We start from the raw sequence: 18,020 nt of genomic DNA, 5'->3' as shown, positions 1-18,020 counted from the left end.
TCTCGGATCTTTGTGAGACGGCAGGTCAGAGCGCCGTATCGGGGGCCGGGGCGAGCATCCTGAGCGCGCCCGGAAGCACCCGGACGGTCACCGGCAGCACGCCGGGCAGCTCGCCGTCCGCGCCGTAGGGCAGCCTCCGCCCGGACGCGGCGGACGGCCCCGCCAGCTCGATCCGCACCTCCCGCCCCCGCAGCACCTCGACCTCGGGGCGCCGGACGTGCGCGCCGTCCTCCAGCTCGCGCATCACGGCGAAGAACAGCGCCCGGGGCGCCCGCCGGATGAGGACGACGTCGAGCAGGCCGTCGTCCACGCGCGCGCCCGGGGCGATGTGCTTGCCGGACCCGTAGTAGCCGGAGTTCGCGGCGACGACGGTGTACCCCTGCCGCAGGTGCTCCGCGCCGTCCACGGTCACCCGGTAGTCCGCCGGGCGCCACGTCGCGATCGCGCGCAGGGCCCCGGCGTAGTAGGCGGCGGAGCCGCGCAGCACCCGGGCCCGGTTGGCGTTGTGGTTGGCGACCGCGTCCACGCCCGCGTAGACGCTGCCGAGGACGGCCCTCCCGTTGGCCTCGATGGCGTCGACGGCGCGCGGCGCCCCGTCCAGCAGTAGCGGGGCCAGCCGTTCCGGCTCGGACGGGACGCCGAGCTGCCGGGCGAAGTCGTTGCCGCGCCCGGCGGGCACGACACCGAGGACCGCGTCCGTCCCGGCGAGGGCGCCGCCGACGCGGCCGACCATGCCGTCGCCGCCGACCCCGAGGACGATCCGTCCGGCGCCCGCGGCGGCGCGCGCCAGCGTGGCGGCGTGCTCCAGCCCGCGGCTGTACTCGACCGCGACGTCGGCGCCCGCCTCGCGCAGCAGCCGGGCGAGCGGGATCAGCGTCCGGGCGGGCGCGGACCCGCCCGCCGCCGGGTTGACGATCGCGGTGAACGCGCGCCGGGACTCCTGCCTGGCCTCCATCGCGCTACTCCCCCGCCGCCGGGACGAGGACGCCGGGATTCAGGATCCCGGCCGGGTCGAGGCGCTCCTTGACGGCGCGCAGCAGCGACGCGCCAAGCGGGCCGATCTCCCTCGCGTACCAGTCGCGGTGGTCGGTGCCCACGCCGTGGTGGTGGCTGATCGTCCCGCCGCCGGCGAGGATCGCGTCGCAGGCGGCGCCCTTGGCCCGCGCCCAGTCCGCGACCGGATCGCTCCCCTGCGCGGCCACGACGGTGAAGTACAGCGAGGCGCCGGACGGGTACACGTGCGAGATGTGGCACATGACCAGCGGCGGCGTGCCCGCGCCCGCCAGCGTTTCGGTCAGCGCCCGCCGCACCGCCTCGTACAGGCCCGGGAGGCCCGACCAGAACGTCGCCGTCTCCAGCGTCTCGACGAACGCGCCCGCGTCGAGCAGCGCGTCGCGCAGGTAGGGGGCGTCGAACCGGCCCCGCTCCCAGCGGTCGCCGGGCGCGGCGCCGAGCGGCTCGCCGCCCGCCCGCGCCAGCACACGAGCGGCCTGTTCGCGGCGCGCGGCGACCGCCTCGGCGGTGCCCTCGAACCCAAGGACCGCCAGGCACCCCGCGTCGGACGCGGCGCCCACCGCCGAAGGGTCGGCGAGCCCCACCATGGTCTCGGCCTCGTCGCCGAGCCGGAGCACGGCGGGGAGCGGGCCGTCCTGGGCGAGCCTCCGCAGCGCGGCGGCGCCCGCGTCGAACGTCGTGAAGCGCCAGCCCTCGTAGGACCGTTCCTCCGGGACGGGGTGGACCCGCACGGTCACCGACGTGATCACACCCAGCGCACCCTCGGAGCCGAGGACGAGCTGCCGCAGATCGGGCCCTGCGGCCGACCTTGGCGCGCGGCCGAGGTCCAGCGTCCCCTCGGGGGTGGCGACGGTGAGCGCCACCACCATGTCGTCGAACCGCCCGTACCCGGCGGACGCCTGCCCGCTGGAGCGCGCCGCCGCGAACCCGCCGACCGACGCCCACTCGTAGGACTGCGGGAAATGCCCGAGCGTGTACCCGCGCGCGGCCAGCAGCGCCTCCACCTCGGGCGCCCGCAGGCCCGGCTGGAGGACGGCCGTGCGGGACGTCTCGTCCAGCGCCAGGAGTGCGCTCATGCGCCACAGGTCGAGCGCGACGAACGCGCCGCCGCGCGGGGTGAGGCCGCCGACGACCGAGGTTCCGCCGCCGAACGGGACCACCGCGATCCCCCGGGCCGCGCAGGCGCGCAGCACCGCGAGGACCTCGTCGTGGGAGCCGGGCAGGACGACCGCGTCGGGCGCGTCCGAGGCGTCCCCGGCGCGGAGCCGCAGGAGGTCGGAGGTGGACTTGCCCCGGGTGTGCCGGACGCGCGTCTCGGCGTCCGTGCGCACGACTGCGGTTCCGGCGAGGGCGTCCAGGTCGTCGGACGTGAGACGGCACGGCGGCACCTTCACGTCCGCCAGCGCGACGGGCGGGGCCTCGGCGGGACGCACCCCGAGCAGGTCGCGCAGCAGCCCGACCACTGGCTCCGGCAGCGGCGCGGCCCGGGAAGGATCGCCCCAGCCGCTCCACAGCATGTCCCGTTCCGCCACCGCGCCTCCCCGTTCCTGTGCTTACACTGTGACACATGACGTCTAACCGTCACAACAGCGCGGGCGGCCGGACCGCCGACGACGCCGTCCTGGACGCGGCGCGCGACTGCGTCCTGGCCGTCGGCGTGCGCCGCACCACGCTCACCGACATCGCGCGCCGCGCGGGCGTGTCCCGGATGACGCTGTACCGGCGCTGGCCGGACGTCCGGACGATCGTCGCGGACCTGATGACCCGCGAGTGGATCCGGATCGGCGCCGACGTCCGCCCGCCCGACGACGGCCGCGCCGTCCGCCCCCGGCTGGTGGACGGCCTGGTCGCGGGCGTGCGCGCGTTCCGCGCCCACCCGCTGCTCCGCAAGATCGTCGAGGTGGACCCCGAGCTGCTGCTCCCCTACGTCCTGGACCGGCTCGGCGCGAGCCAGCACGCGTTCCTGGAGCTGTTCGAGGAGTCCCTGCGCGCGGGCCACCACGACGGGACCGTCCGCAAGGGCCACCCCGCACGGCAGGCCCGCGCGGTGCTGCTGGTCGTCCAGTCGTTCGCCCTCTCAGGCCCGACGATGACCACCGACGACCCGGAACTGTCCCCAGACGCGTTCGACGCGGAACTGCGCGCCGTCCTAGACAGAATGCTCGCCCCATGACCGGGTCCTTCCTTGGTGGGGGGACGACCCCCCACGCCCCCCGGAACAGCCCTGTGCGGTCGTCGTTGAACGCAGCGCGCCGGAAGCGGGAGTTGGCCGCGCTGCCAGACGAGGTCGTGGACGTCCTCGTCGTCGGGCTCGGGGTGACCGGCGCCGGGGTGGCGCTGGACGCCGCGTCCCGTGGACTGTCGGTCGCCGCGATCGACGCGCACGACCTGGCGTTCGGCACGTCCCGCTGGAGTTCGAAGCTGGTGCACGGCGGGCTGCGCTACCTGGCGGCCGGACAGGTGGACGTGGCGCATGAGAGCGCCGTCGAGCGGGGCGTGCTGATGTGCCGTACGGCCCCGCACCTGGTCCGCGCGCTGCCGTTCGTGCTGCCGCTGACGCCGCTGGTGTCGCGCCCGCAGGCCGCGCTCGTCAGCGCCGGGACGCGGGCCGGGAACGTGCTGCGTCTCGCCGCCCGCACCCCGCGCTCGGTGCTCCCCGGCCCGCGCCGGCTGTCGGCGGTCGAGACGCTGCGGCTCGCACCCGCGCTGCGCCAGCACGGGCTGCGCGGCGGGCTGCTGTCCTGGGACGGGCAACTCGCCGACGACGCGCGCCTGGTCACGGCCCTCGCGCGCACCGCCGCCGCGCACGGCGCCCGCGTCCTGACCCGCTGCCGCGCGGTGGCGCTCGCGGGCGACGGCGCGCTGGTCCGGGACGAGTTGACCGGCGCGGAGATCACCGTCCGGGCGCGCGCGGTCGTCAACGCGGCCGGGGTCTGGGCGGGCGGCCTCGTGGACGGGGTGCGGCTGCGCCCCTCGCGGGGCACCCACCTGGTGGTGCGCGCGGAGGCGCTGCGCGGGCTCCAGACCGGGTTGCAGATCCCGGTGCCGGGCGCGCGGAGCAGGTTCCTGCTGGTGCTGCCACAGGGCGACGGCCGCGTGTACGCCGGGCTCACCGACGAGCCCGCCGAGGGGCCCGTCCCGGACGTCCCGCGCCCGACGGGAGAGGAGATCGGGTTCCTGCTGGACGTGCTCGCGTCGGCGCTGGAGGTCCCGCTGCGGCCCGCGGACGTGGTCGGCGCGTTCGCCGGGCTGCGCCCCCTGCTCGACACCGGGCGGGACGGCGACACCGCCGACCTGTCGCGGCGGCACGCCGTCCTGACCTCGCCCGACGGGGTCGTCACGGTCGTCGGCGGCAAGCTCACCGCCTACCGCCGGATGGCGCAGGACGCCGTGGACGCGGCGATCACCGCGCGCGGGCTGCACGCCGGGCCCTGCCGCACGGCGCGGCTCCCGCTGGTCGGGGCGGCGGACCCGGCCCGGCTCGCGGCGCTCGACGCCCCGCGCCGCCTCGTCCAGCGGTACGGGACGGAGGCGCCGCTGCTGGCCGCGCTCGCCGCCGACGATCCGGGCCTGCTGGAGCCGGTGGTCCCGGGCCTCCCGGTGCTGGGCGCGGAGCTGGCGTGGGGCGCGCTGCACGAGGGCGCGCTGGACGCCGCCGACCTGCTGGACCGCCGGACCCGGATCGGGCTCGTCGGCACCGACCGCGCCGCCGCGCTGCCCACCGCGCGGACACTCCTCCGCGCCCTCGGGGTGATGTCGCCCACCCCCATTGGCCCTGCGGAGGCTATTTAGGTTAACCTAACCTAAGAGGTCCAAGGATCGGGGCGGGGGTTTTTCGTTGACGCGTGGTAAGGGCTGCGCGCACTGTCCGGGAAGCCATACCGGCGAGCGGCCGTGCGCGGCGAGCGCGACGACGAAGGCGCGCTCCTGGCTTCTCATCGAGCACCCTGGCCCCTGGCCGGAGCGGATCGAGCAGCTCACCGACCCCGGGCCGGTCTCCTGTGGGGGGACGACCCCCCACGCCCCCCGGAACGGCCCAATCGCCGAGACCATCCGGGCCGCGCAGGCGAAGGGCATCCGCCCCCAGCTCATCCGCAGGTCGGGACGCCGTCGGCCCACGCCGCCGCTCCAGGTCTACGCCGTGTATTCGCACGGCGGCACGGTGTGGATGGAAGGCCGCGAGCTCACCGACCCCGCCGAGCTGGCCGAACTCGACCTCGACGCGCTCGCGGCGGGCGTCCGCCCGGGCTTCGGCGAGCCGACCCACGAGCCGGTCCTGCTGGTCTGCACGCACGGGCGCCGCAACGCCTGCTGCGCGCGGACGGGCGCCCCGCTGGCCCGCGCGCTCACCGCACGTTTCGGACGCCTCGTATGGGAGACCACCCATGTGGGCGGAGACCGGTTCGCCGCGAACCTGGTGTGCCTGCCGTACGGACTCTGCTACGGCAACCTCGACGAGGAGGATGCCGCGGAGGCGGTGCGCGCCTACCTGCGCGGCGAGGTCGTCCTGGACCGGCTGCGCGGGCGGGCCGGAATGCCCGAACCGGCGCAGGCGGCCGAGCACCACGTCCGCGCGTCCACCGGACGGCTCGGGCTGGGCGCCGTGACCGTGGAATCGGTCGACCCGGCACCGGAACCGCCGAACGGGACGCCCCGGTACTCGGTGGTCGTCACCAGTCGGCGGAGCCGTTACCGGGCACTGGTCGAGGCCGTCCAACTGCACCATCCGTGCGGACCCGACTGCGGCGAGAACCAGAGAACCCACGTTGTTAGGGAACTCACCCTTCTCAACGAGGCGGCCCTCGTGTAATCTCACGGAGGCCCCATTCGAGGGTCTCCCTGTCGCACGACCCCAGGTTTCCGGAGTAACCGGACGGGGAACAGAGCGGCAACTCCAGACGTTGGACCATTCGGCGCTTCTGACTCATGTCACCTGAAGCATGTCGAGCGTCCATGTCCCGAAATTGTTCGAAACCAATCAAGGTGGGTGTTCCATGGCTCAGGTACGTCGGCAGGCAAACCTCCCTCGTCCCAGCTGGGGCTGGCAGGACGCCGCGGCGTGCCGGGGGGAAGACCTCGTCCTCTTCTTCGGTCCCGACGGCGAGCGCCAGCCCGAGCGCGAGATCCGCGAGCGCAAGGCCAAGCAGATCTGCATGGGCTGCCCGGTCCGCTCGGACTGCCTCGACTACGCGGTCTCCCGGCCCGAGAAGTACGGCACGTGGGGCGGACTCAACGAAGACGAGCGCGCATCCGAGCGCCGTCGCCGGATGCGTCGCGCCAACGCCGCCTAGCCGGCCGTCGCGCCGGCGGCGGTATCGGCCGCCAGCCCGCGCGAACGCTCCCATCGCGCACCCCGGCACGCCACCGAGAAACGTCACGGCCCCGCCCCGCGGGGCCGTTTGCGTTGCCGCTGTCCACTCCTCCCCCGCGGCTCCCGGATTTCGCTGCTTTACCGCAAGCGGAGATGCCGTGAGGTCCTTTCCCGGATATTCGCACGATCCATTCCCGGCCACCTCGACGGCGGGCCTCGGCGGCGCGTCTCCTCAGCCCGCCTCCCGCGGCCGGGCGAGCCAGGCGACCACGTCGCCGTCGGTGAGCTGACCGAAGTCGCGGTACCACTCGCCGACCGCGTGGAAGCCGAGCGGCGCGGCGGGCACGACCAGGTCGTCCACCTCCGCCTCCAGCGACCCGACGGTCTCTGCGGCGGCCACCGGCACCGCGAGGACCAGCCGGGACGGCCCGCGCTCGCGGGTGGCCCGCACGGCCGCGCGGGCGGTGCCGCCGGTGGCGAGGCCGTCGTCCACGACCACGACCGGCCGTCCCGCCGTCTCCGGCAGCGGGCGGTCCCCCCGGTAGGCCCGGACGCGGCGCTCCAGCTCGGCGCGCTCGGCGGCCACGATCGGCGCCAGGTCGTCCTCGGTCAGGCCGAGCCGCCGCAGCAGCTCGGCGTCGAGCACCGGCGCGCCGCCCTCGGCGATCGCGCCGAGCCCGAGCTCGGGCTGCGGCGGGTAGCCGATCTTGCGGGTCACCAGGACGTCCAGCGGGCCGTTCAGGCGCCGCGCGACCGCGTGCCCGACCGGGACGCCGCCCCTCGGCAGCGCGAGCACCACCGCGCCGTCCAGGCCGAGCGGGACCAGCCACTCGGCGAGCACCCGTCCCGCCGACAGCCGGTCGGAATAGGGCAGTGACTTCCACCGCATGAGGTGCACCCCCTGGCAGTCGAGCACCTGTCGGGGTCGGTCCTACCCAGGATCGGGGCGCCGACGAGGCGTCAGGACGCGGCGGACCCGGCGGTCAGCCAGCGGAGCGGGTTGTCGCGCAGGACGGCGTCCAGGGTGGCGTCGTCGGCCCCGGCCGCGCGCAGGGCCGGGAGGAACACCTCGAAGAGGTAGCCGTAGCCCACGCCGCCGTTGCGGGCGACCTGGTCCATGCGCGCGACGCCGGTGCTCAGCAGCACCCGGTCGGCGTGCCCGGCCTCCAGCAGGTCCATGACGCCGCGGACGCGGGCGCCGATGGCCGCGTGGTCCTCGCCCGCGAGGCCGAGCGTCCCGAACGACACGTACGCGCCCGTCTCGGCGATCTTGCGGTGCTGGCCGGGGTCGTCCACGCGGTCCTGCTGGCCGACGGCGACGCGGTCCGGCGCCAGCCCGGCCGCGGTGAGGATCTCCAGCTGCGCGACGCCCGCGCGGCCGTAGGTCGCCACGGACAGCCCCGAGTAGCGGGCGGCCTGGGCGGCGGCGCGCAGGCACGCCTCCTCCGCCTCGGACGGCGCCTCGCCCCAGGTGCCGATCTCCCCGATCACGCCGGGCAGCGAGTTCGTCCCGTCCAGCCCGAAGCCGATCTCGGCGAGCAGCCGCTCGGCGATCCGCTCGACGCCCAGCGCCTCCCCCGCGTCGAGCGCCGTACGGACGTAGTCCGGGTGGAACGGCTCGGTGAACACGCCCGTCCCGGCGACGACGGCGACCCGCGCCCCGGCGCTGATCCGGGCGAGCGCGGCGGCGTCGCGTCCCATGCCCGAGCAGCTCAGGTCGACGACGAGGCCGAGGCCCGCGCCGGCGCGCAGGTCCGACAGCTCCCGCGTGACGGCCTTCTCCTCGTCCAGCCACCGGTAGGGGTCGGCCTCGGCCAGCCGGGGCCGCGCCGGCCAGCGCAGGTCCATTCGCAGGTGCTCGTGGGAGAGCACCGGGCCGGTGACGTCGGACGCCGCGATCGTGCCGGTCACGGTCCGGAGCCGGCCGGTCTGCTCACGAGGGGTCATGTCACGCGAGGTTACGACATGTTTAACCCATTCAGGACGGACCCGGACATAGTTTTTACCCGCGCCCGTCGCCCTCGACCGCCATCGGGTCCTCCGGCTCGTCCGGGTCCACCCGCCCCTCCCGGACGGCGCGCGCCCGCGCGGTCCCGGCGCTCGGCCACAGCCGGTCGATCTCGGCGTTCAGCGCGGCCCCGATCAGCACCGCGAGCGCCGCCACGTACAGCCAGGCCAGGACGGCGATCGCGGCCGACAGCGACCCGTACACCGACACGCCGCTGAGCGAGCCGGTCAGGTAGAGCCGCAGCGTGACACTGCCGAGGATCCACATCAGCAGCGCCACGACCGCGCCGGGCACCTCGCGCCACCAGGCCGTCCGCACCGGGACGCTCATGTGGTAGAGCGTCGCCAGGAACGCGACGGACAGGCCCACCACGAACGGCCAGTAGAACAGCAGCACGAACCCGGCGCCCTCGGGCAGCGCGTCCCGCACCAGCGCGGGCCCCGCCACCAGCAGCGGGATCAGGATCAGCATGACCAGCAGGCCGACCAGGTACAGGAAGAACGCGCGCAGCCGGGTCCGGATCACGCCGCGGATGCCCGACAGCCCGTAGGCGATCGTGATCGTGTCGACGTAGACGTTGGTGGCCCGCGACCCCGCCCACAGCGAGATCAGGAAGCTGACCGAGACGATGTCCGGGCTGCCGCCCTTGATCACGTCGTCGATCAGCGGGATGACGACCGAGTGGACCGCGTCCTCGGTCAGGACGGTCTGGGCGTGCTGGATCAGCCAGGCGCGGACGTCGGCGACGGTGCCCGCGCCGAGCGCGCCCCGGAAGTGCCCCATCGTGCCGATCAGTCCGATCACCAGCGGCGGCAGCGACAGCAGGGCGAAGAACGCCGCCTCGGCCGCCAGGCCCGTGACGCGGTGCCGGAAGGCGGCGACCGCCGTGCCCCGTACGAGCAGCCACGCCGTCCGCGCCGCCAGCCGGGTCCAGGCCCAGACCGCCGCGCGAACGCGCCTCAGCGGCCCGCTGAGCGGCCCGTCGGCCGGCTCCCCGGTGTTCGGGCTCGGTGCCCGCGACACACCCGTGCCCGTCCCACCCGTGCCTGTCTCATCCGTGCCGGACTCACCCGCGTCCGACGGCTCCTCGGGCACGCCCCCCGGGGCGGCGCCCCCGGCCGGCGGGACGCCCGCGGCGTCGGGGACGGTGGTCACACCGCCCCACCGTAGAGCGTTACCTGCCCGGTACATTCCGCATCGCCCATTTCAGTGATCCACTCCGCGCGTGGCGTGCCGTCCGCCCCCTGTCCCCCGAACGCATCGGGGGGCCTGCCGGCCCTCCGTTGTCCATCCTCGCGCCCATACCCTCTTCGACGTCCCGGAACGTCGGCCGGCCCATGATCATTTCCACCGCCGGCCCCGGCGGTGCCGGGCGGGCCCGAGCACCGCGGTCCGTCGGTGACAATGGAAGGGTGATATGCCAGTCGTGCCGGGATCGCCACCACGAGCAGTGCCGTGGCGGGTCGTGGTGCGACTGCCAGCACCTGCCCTCGCCCAACGCCCCGGAGAGCGGCGCCGGGCCGTCCGACCTCGGCGGGGAGCCCGGCCGACCGGCCGCCGGCGACGCCCCTCCACCGGAACCCGGGGTGAATTGGAGACGGCAGGGATGACTCTTCTCACGTGCGCCGACGCCGGGCGTAACTGGACAGCCCGCGAGACGTCGTGTCAGAGTCTAGGCATGACTGCTGCGGATCCGTTGCTGGCGAAACGCCGGCACGTCGACTTCCTGCGCGTCCGCAGCGCGATCTGTCGCTGACGCCCCGACCACGCCCTGCTCGACGGGCGCGTGGTGCATCGGCGTCATCCCTGCGATCACCCTGCTCAGTGCCGAGCCGGCTGTCCCATACCGCCGGTGCGCTACGCGTCCCTCACCACACAGATGAGGACGCGCGCCGTGCCACCCGCGATCAAGCGCAAGAAGAAGGGCGAGGGCCAGTGGGCCCTCGGCTATCGGGAACCGCTCAACAAGAACGAGGAGAACAAGAAGAACGACGACGGGCTCAACGTCCGCCGCCGGATCATCGACGTCTACTCCAAGGCCGGTTTCGACTCGATCGACCCGGCGGACCTGCGCGGAAGGTTCCGCTGGTTCGGGCTCTACACCCAGCGCCGGCCCGGCATCGACGGCGGCAAGACCGGCGCGCTCCCCGACGAGGAGCTCGACGACCGCTACTTCATGATGCGGATCCGGATCGACGGCGGCCAGCTCAGCGGCGCCCAGCTGAGCACGATCGCCGACATCTCCACCCGGTACGCGCGCGGGACCGCCGACATCACCGACCGGCAGAACGTCCAGCTGCACTGGGTCCGGATCGAGGACGTCCCCGCGATCTGGGAGGCGCTGGAGGCCGTCGGGCTGCACACGACCGAGGCGTGCGGCGACACCCCGCGCACGATCATCGGCTGCCCGCTCGCCGGGATCGCGGCCGACGAGATCATCGACGCGACGCCGCAGCTCCGCGACATCCACGACCGCTACATCGGCTCGCCGGAGTTCTCCAACCTGCCGCGCAAGTTCAAGACGGCGCTGTCGGGCTGCACCTCGCACTGCACCGTCCACGAGATCAACGACATCGCGTTCGTCGGCGTGGTCAACGAGACGGGCGAGACCGGCTACCAGATCTTCGTCGGCGGCGGGCTGTCCACGAACCCGATGTTCGCCAAGAGCCTCGGCGTGTTCGTCAAGCCCGAGCAGGCGCACGAGGTGTGGCACGGCGTCACCTCGATCTTCCGCGACTACGGCTACCGGCGGCTGCGCAGCCGCGCCCGGCTGAAGTTCCTCATGAACGACTGGGGCCCGGAGAAGTTCCGCGAGGTGCTGGAGAAGGACTACCTCGGGTACGCGCTGCCGGACGGCCCCGAGCCGGCCGCGCCGAAGGAGCGCCGCGACCACGTCGGCATCCACTCGCAGCAGGACGGGAACTTCTACGTCGGGTTCGCGCCGCGCGTCGGCCGCGTCAACGGCGAGCTGCTCGGCGCCATCGGCGAGCTGGCCGCCCGGTACGGCTCCGGCCGCGTCCGCACGACGATCGAGCAGAAGCTCGTCATCCTGGACGTCCCGGAGGAGAACACCGAGGCGCTCGCGGACGCCCTCGCCGAGCATGACCTCCAGGTGCGCCCCTCCACGTTCCGGCGGCAGATGATGGCCTGCACCGGCATCGAGTACTGCAAGCTCGCGATCGTCGAGACCAAGCAGCGCTCGATGGACCTCATGGACGAGCTGGAGAAGCGCCTCCCCGACTTCGACCAGCCGCTCACGATCAACGTCAACGGCTGCCCGAACGCGTGCGCCCGCATCCAGGTCGCCGACATCGGCCTCAAGGGCCAGCTCGTCGTGGACGAGAACGGCGACCAGGTCGAGGGCTTCCAGATCCACCTGGGCGGTGAGCTCGGCGCCACGTTCGGCAAGAAGGTCCGCGGGCTGAAGACCACCTCGGCGGGCCTCACCGACTACGTCGAGCGGGTGGTCCGCCGGTTCGACGAGCAGCGCACCGAAGGCGAGCGGTTCGCCGAGTGGGTGCGCCGCGCCGACGAAGCCGATCTGAAGTAACCGGGGGCAGCGGAAATGAGCGAACGTGCCGCGCCGTTCTACTGCCCGTACTGCGGTGAGGAGAACCTGGAGCCCCTGGAGGAGACCGGGGCCTGGTTCTGCCACGACTGCGTCCGATCCTTCTCACTGAAGTTCCTCGGTGTTGGAGCGCCCCAGACACACAAGGAGAACCCTCGGTGACTCTTCTGGAGACCGACAGACCCACGCTCGACCTTGAGGACATCGTCGAGTCCGCCGCGACCGCCCTGGAGGGCGCGCCCACCCTGGAGATCATCCGGTGGGCGGCGGCGACCTTCGGCGACCGGATCTGCCTGACCTCGTCCATGTCGGACGCGGCGCTGATCCACCTGGTGTCGAAGGTGAAGCCCGGCATCGACGTGCTGTTCGTCGACACCGGCTACCACTTCGCCGAGACGATCGGCACCCGCGACGCGGTGGAGGCCGTCTACCCGGTGAACGTGATCAACGTGACGCCGTCCCGGACGGTCGCCGAGCAGGAGGCCGCGCTCGGCCCGCGCCTGTTCGGCCGCAACCCCGACCTGTGCTGCCACCTGCGCAAGGTCGAGCCGCTCGGCCGCGCGCTGGAGGGCTACATGGCCTGGTTCAGCGGCATCCGCCGGGACGAGACCGCGAGCCGCCGCGACCGCCGCGTCGTCGAGTGGGACCGCAAGCGCGGCATGGTCAAGGTCAACCCCATCCTGGACTGGTCCCAGGAGGACATGGACAACTACATCGAGGACAACGGCGTGCTGGTCAACCCGCTGCACTACGACGACTACCCGTCGATCGGGTGCGCGCCGTGCACGTCCCCCGTCGCGCCGGGCGAGGACCCGCGCAGCGGGCGCTGGGCCGGGATGGGCAAGACCGAGTGCGGCATCCACCTGTGAGCACGCCCCTGGTCGCGGTGGCGCACGGCAGCAGGGACCCGCGCGCCGCCGCGACGGTCGCGGGCCTCCTGGAGGCCGTCCGGGCGCTGCGTCCCGGCGTGCCCGTGCACGCGTCGTTCCTCGACCACGCGCCGCCCGCGCCCGGACGGGTGCTGGACGGCCTGGCCCGCGACGGCGTGGACGAGGCGGTCGTCCTGCCGCTGCTGCTCACCGCCGCCTACCACAGCAAGACCGACATCCCGGGCGTGCTGGCGCGGGCGCGGAACCGGCGTCCGCGCCTGCGGACCCGCACGGCCGCGACGCTGGGCCCGCATCCGCTGCTGATGGACGCGCTGGAGCGGCGCCTCGCCGACGCGGGCGTGGCGCCCGGTGCGCCGGACACGGCGGTCGTGCTGGTGTCGGCGGGCTCGTCGGACCCTTCGGCCAACGCCACGATCCGGCGGCTGGCGCGGGAGTGGCGGGCCCGGGGCTGGTGGGACGTGGTCCCGGCGTTCGCGTCGGCGTCGCGTCCGTCCCCGGCGGAGGCGGTGGCGGCGTTCCGCGCCGCCGGGGCGCCGCGGGTGGCCGTCGCGTCCTACATCCTCGCGCCGGGCCACTTCGCCGACAAGGTCCGCGCGGAGTCGCTGGCGGCGGGGGCGGACGCGGTGTCGCCCGTTCTGGGGGCGGCTCCGGAGGTCGCCGAGCTGGTCGTCCACCGGTATGCCGAGGCCCTCGCCGTCCGGGCGGAGCAGGCCGCCGTCTAGCGGTCCCGGTCCTTCCACCAGGAGGCGATCGCGCGGCGCAGCGGCGCGTGGTGCTCGTCGTCCACGATCTTGACATCGCCCATGATCGCGTGGGCGACCACATGGACGACGGGGACCCGCGCGCCGGGCCGGGGCTCGCGGACCGCGACCCGCCGGTCGCCCAGCACCGCCCGGCCGCTCAGCTCGACCGTCACCCCGTCCGGCACGATGATCTTGATGTCGCCCATCACGGCGGTGGCGTACACCGTGACCTCTCCGGTGGGGACCTGGGCGCCGCGCAGGTCGAGCTCGACGTCGCCCATCACCGACACGGCCTCCAGCCGCTCGTCGATGCGGCCGACGATGCGCTCCTTGCAGTCCCCCATGATCGCGCTGAACTTGCGCTTGACCTGCACCGGCGCCGGGTTGGCGCCGGGCGCGCCCATGCCGGGCAGGTCGCGGGTGATCAGTTCCAGCTCGCCGCGGGTGACGGCGGCGTAGGCCGCCTCGGTCCGCTCGGTCAGCTCCTCGAAGGTCAGCCGGCCCTCCACCGAGGCGACGCGCAGCCGCTCGACCACGGCCTCCCGCTCGGCGTCCGACGCCCGGACCACGCCCACCCCGGGCACGGCCGCGGGATCGGTGCCGGGCCCGCCGGCGGTCTCCGGCACCGCTGCGGGGCGGGGTTCCTTCCGCAGGTCGGCGGGGCGGCTTTCCGGCGGTCGCCCCGGCTGCGGACTGGACTGACTCATGTTTCCGACGGTATGCCTTAGCGCCTCCAGGGCAATCCGCCGCGCGGACGAGATCGCCCCACCACTTCAGGAGGATGCCCCCGCACAGGGCTCGTGAGCACGGCCGACACCCCTTCCGAACGGCATTCTGTATTGTTCCGGGTGACACCCCGCATACCCGGAGGGAGCGCCGTGACCCACGAGGTCTTCAACCAGGTCCCCCCGCTCGACGGGCACGACGTGGCCGACGACCCCGCCCTGCTGGACGGCCTGGAGCGGGAGGGCGCGGACTGGGCCGTGCCCGAGGTGCGCGAGCTGGGCCGCCTGGCGGGCACCGGGCGCGCGCAGGAGCTGGGCCGCCTCGCCAACGAGCACCCGCCCGTCCTGCGGACCCACGACCGGGTCGGCAACCGCGTCGACGAGGTCGAGTTCCATCCGGCGTGGCACGAGCTGATGACGGTCGCGGTGACCCACGGCCTGCACGGTTCCGCGTGGGCCGACCCCCGTCCCGGCGCGCACGTCGCCCGCGCCGCCAAGTTCTACGTCTGGCGGGTGGACGCGGGCCACGGCTGCCCGATCTCGATGACGTACGCGTCCGTCCCCGCCCTGCGCCAGTCCCCGGAACTGGCCGCCCAGTACGAGCCGCTGCTGGCCCGCCCGGAGTACGACTTCGGCCTCCGCGCCCCGCTGACCAAGAACGCGCTGCTGGCCGGGATGTCGATGACCGAGAAGCAGGGCGGCTCGGACGTCCGCGCGAACACGACCGAGGCGGCCCGCCACCCCGACGGCACCTACCGCCTGACCGGCCACAAATGGTTCACCAGCGCCCCCATGTGCGACGTGTTCCTGACCCTCGCGCAGGCCCCGGACGGCCTCACCTGCTTCCTCGTGCCCCGCGTCCTGCCGGACGGGGAGCTCAACCCGCTGCGCCTGATGCGCCTCAAGGACAAGCTCGGCAACCGCTCCAACGCCTCGGCCGAGATCGAGTACGAGGGCGCACTCGCCTGGCGCGTCGGCGCCGAGGGACGCGGCGTCCGCACGATCATCGAAATGGTCAACATGACGCGGCTCGACTGCCTGATCGGCGCCGCGTCGGGAATGCGCCAGGGCGTCACTACAGCCGCCCACCACGCCGCGCACCGCAAGGCGTTCGGCAAATACCTCGCCGACCAGCCCCTGATGCGCAACGTCCTGGCGGACCTGGCGGTCGAGTCCGAAGCGGCGACCGTCCTCATGACCCGCCTGGCAGGCGCCACGGACCGCTCCGTCCGCGGCGACGAGAAGGAAACGGCGTTCAAACGCCTGGCCCTCGCGGTCGGCAAGTACTGGGTCTGCAAACGCTGGCCCGCCCACACGGCCGAGGCCCTGGAATGCCTGGGCGGCAACGGCTACATCGAGGAGTCGGGCATGCCCCGCCTGTTCCGCGAATCCCCGCTGAACTCGATCTGGGAGGGCTCCGGCAACGTGGCCGCCCTCGACCTCCTCCGCGCCCTGCGCGACCCCCGAACCCAGGACGCGTTCTTCGACGAGATCGCCCTCTCCCAAGGAGCCGACCCCCGCCTGGACGCCGCCGTCAAAGAAACCAAGCAAACCCTGACCGACACCGCGACACTGGAATTTCAGGCCCGCCGAGTGGCAGAACGCCTGGCCGTGACCCTCCAAGCATCCCTACTACTACAACACGGCCACCCAGCCGTGGCCGAAGCCTTCTGCGCCACCCGCCTGAACGGCGACTGGGGAACCGCCTTCGGCACCCTCCCCCCAGGCCTGGACCTCACTCCCATCATCAACCGCACCACCCCGAAAACTCCCACAGCCAGGGGTACTGCCAGCACAGAAGGTCGATGACACTACGGGACTGCCGCCGCAGATCTGCCCACTCCTGCGCGGAGAACGGCGCTTCGGCTGACCAGAGCGCACTCGGCCCATCGCTCATCTCATCCAGCAGACGATCGATCTTGCCTAGTTCCTCCAGAAGAGCCCGATCATCGGGCCGCGATTCAAGATGCTGGCTGGCACCGGGGTACACGTCATAGAACATCAGCGCCAACTCGTCAACGCTCACGCGTTCCGCGGTCACATAACCGACCTGCTGTTCGGCATCTCGCGCAAGCCACTCCAGCGCGTGGAGAAGCGGCCGAAGATAGATCAGATCACAATCCTCGTACGCTTCGCCCACCCGACAAGACCTCCGATCGCCCCGCCCCACTCCCGGCACGACCTTGATCGCCACGAGAGCAGCGACATGCCGCGCTCGGCGGCCGTCAGCAGAGCCCGTGTCGCGACGCCATCATGCCACACTCGCACAATGCAGGACCGCCCGAAGAAAGCCATCGGCTTCCACCTGCTCGCCGGCGATGACCTGATGAGCATAAGTAGCCACGAAAATATCTATGTCTACGCAATACTTAGGATTGGCCACACCAGTAAATCCCGCTATGACATGCCTTTGATAGGCGATATTCCGCTTCCCCGATACGAACATCGTCCACCGGAGCCCTGGACTTCGCGAGATGATGACGTCACCCAGATCCAGGGCAATATCGTTCACCACCGCGTACCAGATATTCTCCAGCCGCTCAGGCCGGTCCGGATTCGCTTGCACGTTGACGCGGAACCAGTCATTCAGGTCTTGTATCGCCTGATCGTCCACACCACACCGCACCTCGTTGGCTCGCAGGAGGCTTCGCAACTCCCGTATTCGAGCCGCCTTCTCCCCCATGAGGTGATTGAACTCCTCCCGCGCCTGCTTCCGCGTCAGGTCACCGAGAAGCCCTTCATGAAGGGGCATGTAGGGACCGTAACCATCCCAGCCGACCATCAACAGCTCACGATCCTCATAGATCAAGGAGTCGGCGTCGGCGAGACGGGCGCCAGCGAGCGGCAGGCACCCACCGCCTTGGCCACCACCGGGTCAGCGGTGTCGAGAACCAACGGCTTGCTCAGCGGCGGAAACTTCGTCACCCCGTTCTGCTGCAAACACTTCCCATACGCCGAGTCGGCGTACGTGAAACTCCGCTCCTTCGCCAGCCGAGGCCCTCCGACACCAGATGATACCGCTTTTGGCGGTCCCGCCTCCTCTTTGACTTCATGTGTCTTATCTGCCCGACCACTCTCACCAGACAACGGGAATGTCGCGATAATCACCACCACCAAAGCCGCAAGGATTGCCCACCACCAACCCCCAATAGCGCGCAAACTAGAATAGAGAAGGCGCTTGAAACTCACTGTCAAAATGTCCCCGCATCAATTTTAACGTTTACAGACAGCATGGAACCGATACAATGTTGACATTAACCGACAGGGATCCCTCGCTTCGACATTATGCTACATTTTCACAATGTCGGACCACCTGAAGGAAATAATCGACTTCGACTTGCTCGCCGGCGATTATCTGGTGAGCATAGGTGGCCACAGCGATATCAATATCCACATTGTATTTTGGATTGGCCACGCGGGTGAAACCTGATATGACATGCCTTTGATAGGCCATATTCTTCTTCCCCGCCACGAACATTATCCACTGGAGGCGCGGGCTTCGCAAGATTATTATGTCACCCAAATGCAATGCAACGTCGTTCACCACCGCATACCAAATATTTTCTAGACGCTCAGGTAGATCCGGATTTGGCTGAACGTTGACGCGGAACCAGTCGTTTAGATCTTGTATCGACTGATCGTCCAGTCCGTAGCGCACCTCGTTAACTTGGAGAAGGTTTCGCAACTCCTGTATTCGCGCTGACTTCGCCCCCATGAGATGATTAAACTCCTCCCGCGCCTGCTTTCGCGTCAACTCGTCA

19 protein-coding genes are annotated in these 18,020 nt (G+C 72.0%); 9 read left to right on the top strand and 10 right to left on the bottom strand.

Annotated elements, in window-relative coordinates; genetic code table 11:
• Positions 1–25: 25 nt before the first annotated feature.
• Entirely contained in the window at positions 26–955 is a 930-nt protein-coding gene (locus K2F47_RS22140; protein WP_242906736.1) for a diacylglycerol/lipid kinase family protein, read from the bottom strand.
• Between the two features lie 4 nt (positions 956–959).
• A complete protein-coding gene (locus K2F47_RS22135) occupies positions 960–2,531 on the bottom strand; it encodes an FAD-binding oxidoreductase (protein ID WP_242907524.1) in 1,572 nt (523 codons plus the stop codon).
• A 50-nt stretch (positions 2,532–2,581) separates the two neighbouring features.
• Here K2F47_RS22135 and K2F47_RS22130 point away from each other — a divergent pair, with 50 nt between their 5' ends.
• The 4 genes from K2F47_RS22130 (at position 2,582) to K2F47_RS22115 (ending at position 6,305) form a co-directional block, all read left to right on the top strand.
• A complete protein-coding gene (locus tag K2F47_RS22130) occupies positions 2,582–3,187 on the top strand; it encodes a TetR/AcrR family transcriptional regulator (protein WP_242906735.1) in 606 nt (201 codons plus the stop codon).
• Complete coding sequence (locus K2F47_RS22125; RefSeq protein ID WP_242906734.1) at positions 3,184–4,806, top strand: glycerol-3-phosphate dehydrogenase/oxidase; 1,623 nt, start codon at positions 3,184–3,186, stop codon at positions 4,804–4,806. Before K2F47_RS22130 ends, K2F47_RS22125 begins: the two co-directional genes overlap by 4 nt.
• Positions 4,807–4,852: 46 nt before the next feature.
• Complete coding sequence (locus tag K2F47_RS22120) at positions 4,853–5,824, top strand: ferredoxin family protein (RefSeq protein ID WP_242906733.1); 972 nt, start codon at positions 4,853–4,855, stop codon at positions 5,822–5,824.
• 184 nt (positions 5,825–6,008) lie between these two features.
• Positions 6,009–6,305 (top strand): WhiB family transcriptional regulator, encoded by a 297-nt coding sequence (locus tag K2F47_RS22115; protein WP_156215350.1) that lies wholly within the window; start codon positions 6,009–6,011, stop codon positions 6,303–6,305.
• Positions 6,306–6,557: 252 nt separating this feature from the next.
• Here the strand turns inward: K2F47_RS22115 and K2F47_RS22110 are convergent, their stop codons facing one another.
• The 3 genes from K2F47_RS22110 to K2F47_RS22100 form a co-directional block, all read right to left on the bottom strand.
• Positions 6,558–7,214 carry a phosphoribosyltransferase gene (locus tag K2F47_RS22110; RefSeq protein ID WP_242906732.1) on the bottom strand — a complete coding sequence of 219 codons (657 nt, stop codon included), beginning with the start codon at positions 7,212–7,214 and terminating at the stop codon, positions 6,558–6,560.
• Between the two features lie 71 nt (positions 7,215–7,285).
• Complete coding sequence (locus tag K2F47_RS22105; RefSeq protein ID WP_242906731.1) at positions 7,286–8,272, bottom strand: phosphotriesterase family protein; 987 nt, start codon at positions 8,270–8,272, stop codon at positions 7,286–7,288.
• Positions 8,273–8,327: 55 nt separating this feature from the next.
• Entirely contained in the window at positions 8,328–9,488 is a 1,161-nt protein-coding gene (locus tag K2F47_RS22100) for a YihY/virulence factor BrkB family protein (RefSeq protein ID WP_242906730.1), read from the bottom strand.
• A 724-nt stretch (positions 9,489–10,212) separates the two neighbouring features.
• Here K2F47_RS22100 and K2F47_RS22095 point away from each other — a divergent pair.
• Genes K2F47_RS22095 through K2F47_RS22080 form a run of 4 tightly spaced genes read left to right on the top strand, consistent with a single transcriptional unit; the run spans position 10,213 to position 13,513 of the window.
• Positions 10,213–11,883, top strand: a complete 1,671-nt coding sequence (locus K2F47_RS22095; protein WP_372490900.1) for a nitrite/sulfite reductase — start codon at positions 10,213–10,215, stop codon at positions 11,881–11,883.
• Positions 11,884–11,898: 15 nt separating this feature from the next.
• Complete coding sequence (locus tag K2F47_RS22090; RefSeq protein WP_242906728.1) at positions 11,899–12,063, top strand: Insertion element protein; 165 nt, start codon at positions 11,899–11,901, stop codon at positions 12,061–12,063.
• Positions 12,060–12,770, top strand: a complete 711-nt coding sequence (locus K2F47_RS22085) for a phosphoadenylyl-sulfate reductase (protein ID WP_242906727.1) — start codon at positions 12,060–12,062, stop codon at positions 12,768–12,770. The genes K2F47_RS22090 and K2F47_RS22085 overlap by 4 nt, the downstream gene beginning before the upstream one ends.
• On the top strand, positions 12,767–13,513 hold the full coding sequence (locus K2F47_RS22080; protein ID WP_242906725.1) for a sirohydrochlorin chelatase: 747 nt from the start codon (positions 12,767–12,769) through the stop codon (positions 13,511–13,513). Before K2F47_RS22085 ends, K2F47_RS22080 begins: the two co-directional genes overlap by 4 nt.
• Here the strand turns inward: K2F47_RS22080 and K2F47_RS22075 are convergent.
• The gene (locus K2F47_RS22075; protein WP_242906722.1) at positions 13,510–14,241 is read right to left on the bottom strand and encodes a DUF1707 SHOCT-like domain-containing protein; all 732 of its coding nucleotides are present in this window, start codon (positions 14,239–14,241) and stop codon (positions 13,510–13,512) included. The two genes, K2F47_RS22080 and K2F47_RS22075, sit on opposite strands and share 4 nt — an antisense overlap.
• Before the next feature lie 171 nt (positions 14,242–14,412).
• On the opposite strand from K2F47_RS22075, the gene K2F47_RS22070 reads away from it, so the two are divergent.
• A complete protein-coding gene (locus K2F47_RS22070) occupies positions 14,413–16,068 on the top strand; it encodes an acyl-CoA dehydrogenase family protein (protein ID WP_242906720.1) in 1,656 nt (551 codons plus the stop codon).
• Here the strand turns inward: K2F47_RS22070 and K2F47_RS22065 are convergent.
• From K2F47_RS22065 to K2F47_RS22050, 4 genes are all read right to left on the bottom strand, one after another.
• Complete coding sequence (locus tag K2F47_RS22065; RefSeq protein WP_242906718.1) at positions 16,007–16,399, bottom strand: hypothetical protein; 393 nt, start codon at positions 16,397–16,399, stop codon at positions 16,007–16,009. The two genes, K2F47_RS22070 and K2F47_RS22065, sit on opposite strands and share 62 nt — an antisense overlap.
• Positions 16,400–16,510: 111 nt before the next feature.
• Entirely contained in the window at positions 16,511–17,068 is a 558-nt protein-coding gene (locus K2F47_RS22060; RefSeq protein ID WP_242906716.1) for a hypothetical protein, read from the bottom strand.
• Positions 17,065–17,448, bottom strand: a complete 384-nt coding sequence (locus K2F47_RS22055; RefSeq protein ID WP_242906714.1) for a hypothetical protein — start codon at positions 17,446–17,448, stop codon at positions 17,065–17,067. Before K2F47_RS22055 ends, K2F47_RS22060 begins: the two co-directional genes overlap by 4 nt.
• Before the next feature lie 94 nt (positions 17,449–17,542).
• Positions 17,543–18,013, bottom strand: a complete 471-nt coding sequence (locus K2F47_RS22050) for a hypothetical protein (protein ID WP_242906712.1) — start codon at positions 18,011–18,013, stop codon at positions 17,543–17,545.
• Positions 18,014–18,020 lie beyond the last annotated feature (7 nt).

Source organism: Actinomadura terrae (assembly GCF_022751215.1).
Taxonomy (GTDB): domain Bacteria; phylum Actinomycetota; class Actinomycetes; order Streptosporangiales; family Streptosporangiaceae; genus Spirillospora; species Spirillospora terrae.
Note: the sequence above shows the minus strand (reverse complement) of the source record. Positions and strands in the feature narration are given on the sequence as shown.

Excerpts from the sequence above, each read along its gene's own strand:
- K2F47_RS22135 (WP_242907524.1), bottom strand. The coding sequence starts at position 2,531 with ATGCTGTGGAGCGGCTGGGGCGATCCTTCCCGGGCCGCGCCGCTGCCG.
- K2F47_RS22130 (WP_242906735.1), top strand. The coding sequence starts at position 2,582 with ATGACGTCTAACCGTCACAACAGCGCGGGCGGCCGGACCGCCGACGAC.
- K2F47_RS22095 (WP_372490900.1), top strand. The coding sequence starts at position 10,213 with ATGAGGACGCGCGCCGTGCCACCCGCGATCAAGCGCAAGAAGAAGGGC.
- K2F47_RS22140 (WP_242906736.1), bottom strand. The coding sequence starts at position 955 with ATGGAGGCCAGGCAGGAGTCCCGGCGCGCGTTCACCGCGATCGTCAAC.
- K2F47_RS22075 (WP_242906722.1), bottom strand. The coding sequence starts at position 14,241 with ATGAGTCAGTCCAGTCCGCAGCCGGGGCGACCGCCGGAAAGCCGCCCC.
- K2F47_RS22110 (WP_242906732.1), bottom strand. The coding sequence starts at position 7,214 with ATGCGGTGGAAGTCACTGCCCTATTCCGACCGGCTGTCGGCGGGACGG.
- K2F47_RS22090 (WP_242906728.1), top strand. The coding sequence starts at position 11,899 with ATGAGCGAACGTGCCGCGCCGTTCTACTGCCCGTACTGCGGTGAGGAG.
- K2F47_RS22115 (WP_156215350.1), top strand. The coding sequence starts at position 6,009 with ATGGCTCAGGTACGTCGGCAGGCAAACCTCCCTCGTCCCAGCTGGGGC.
- K2F47_RS22125 (WP_242906734.1), top strand. The coding sequence starts at position 3,184 with ATGACCGGGTCCTTCCTTGGTGGGGGGACGACCCCCCACGCCCCCCGG.
- K2F47_RS22105 (WP_242906731.1), bottom strand. The coding sequence starts at position 8,272 with ATGACCCCTCGTGAGCAGACCGGCCGGCTCCGGACCGTGACCGGCACG.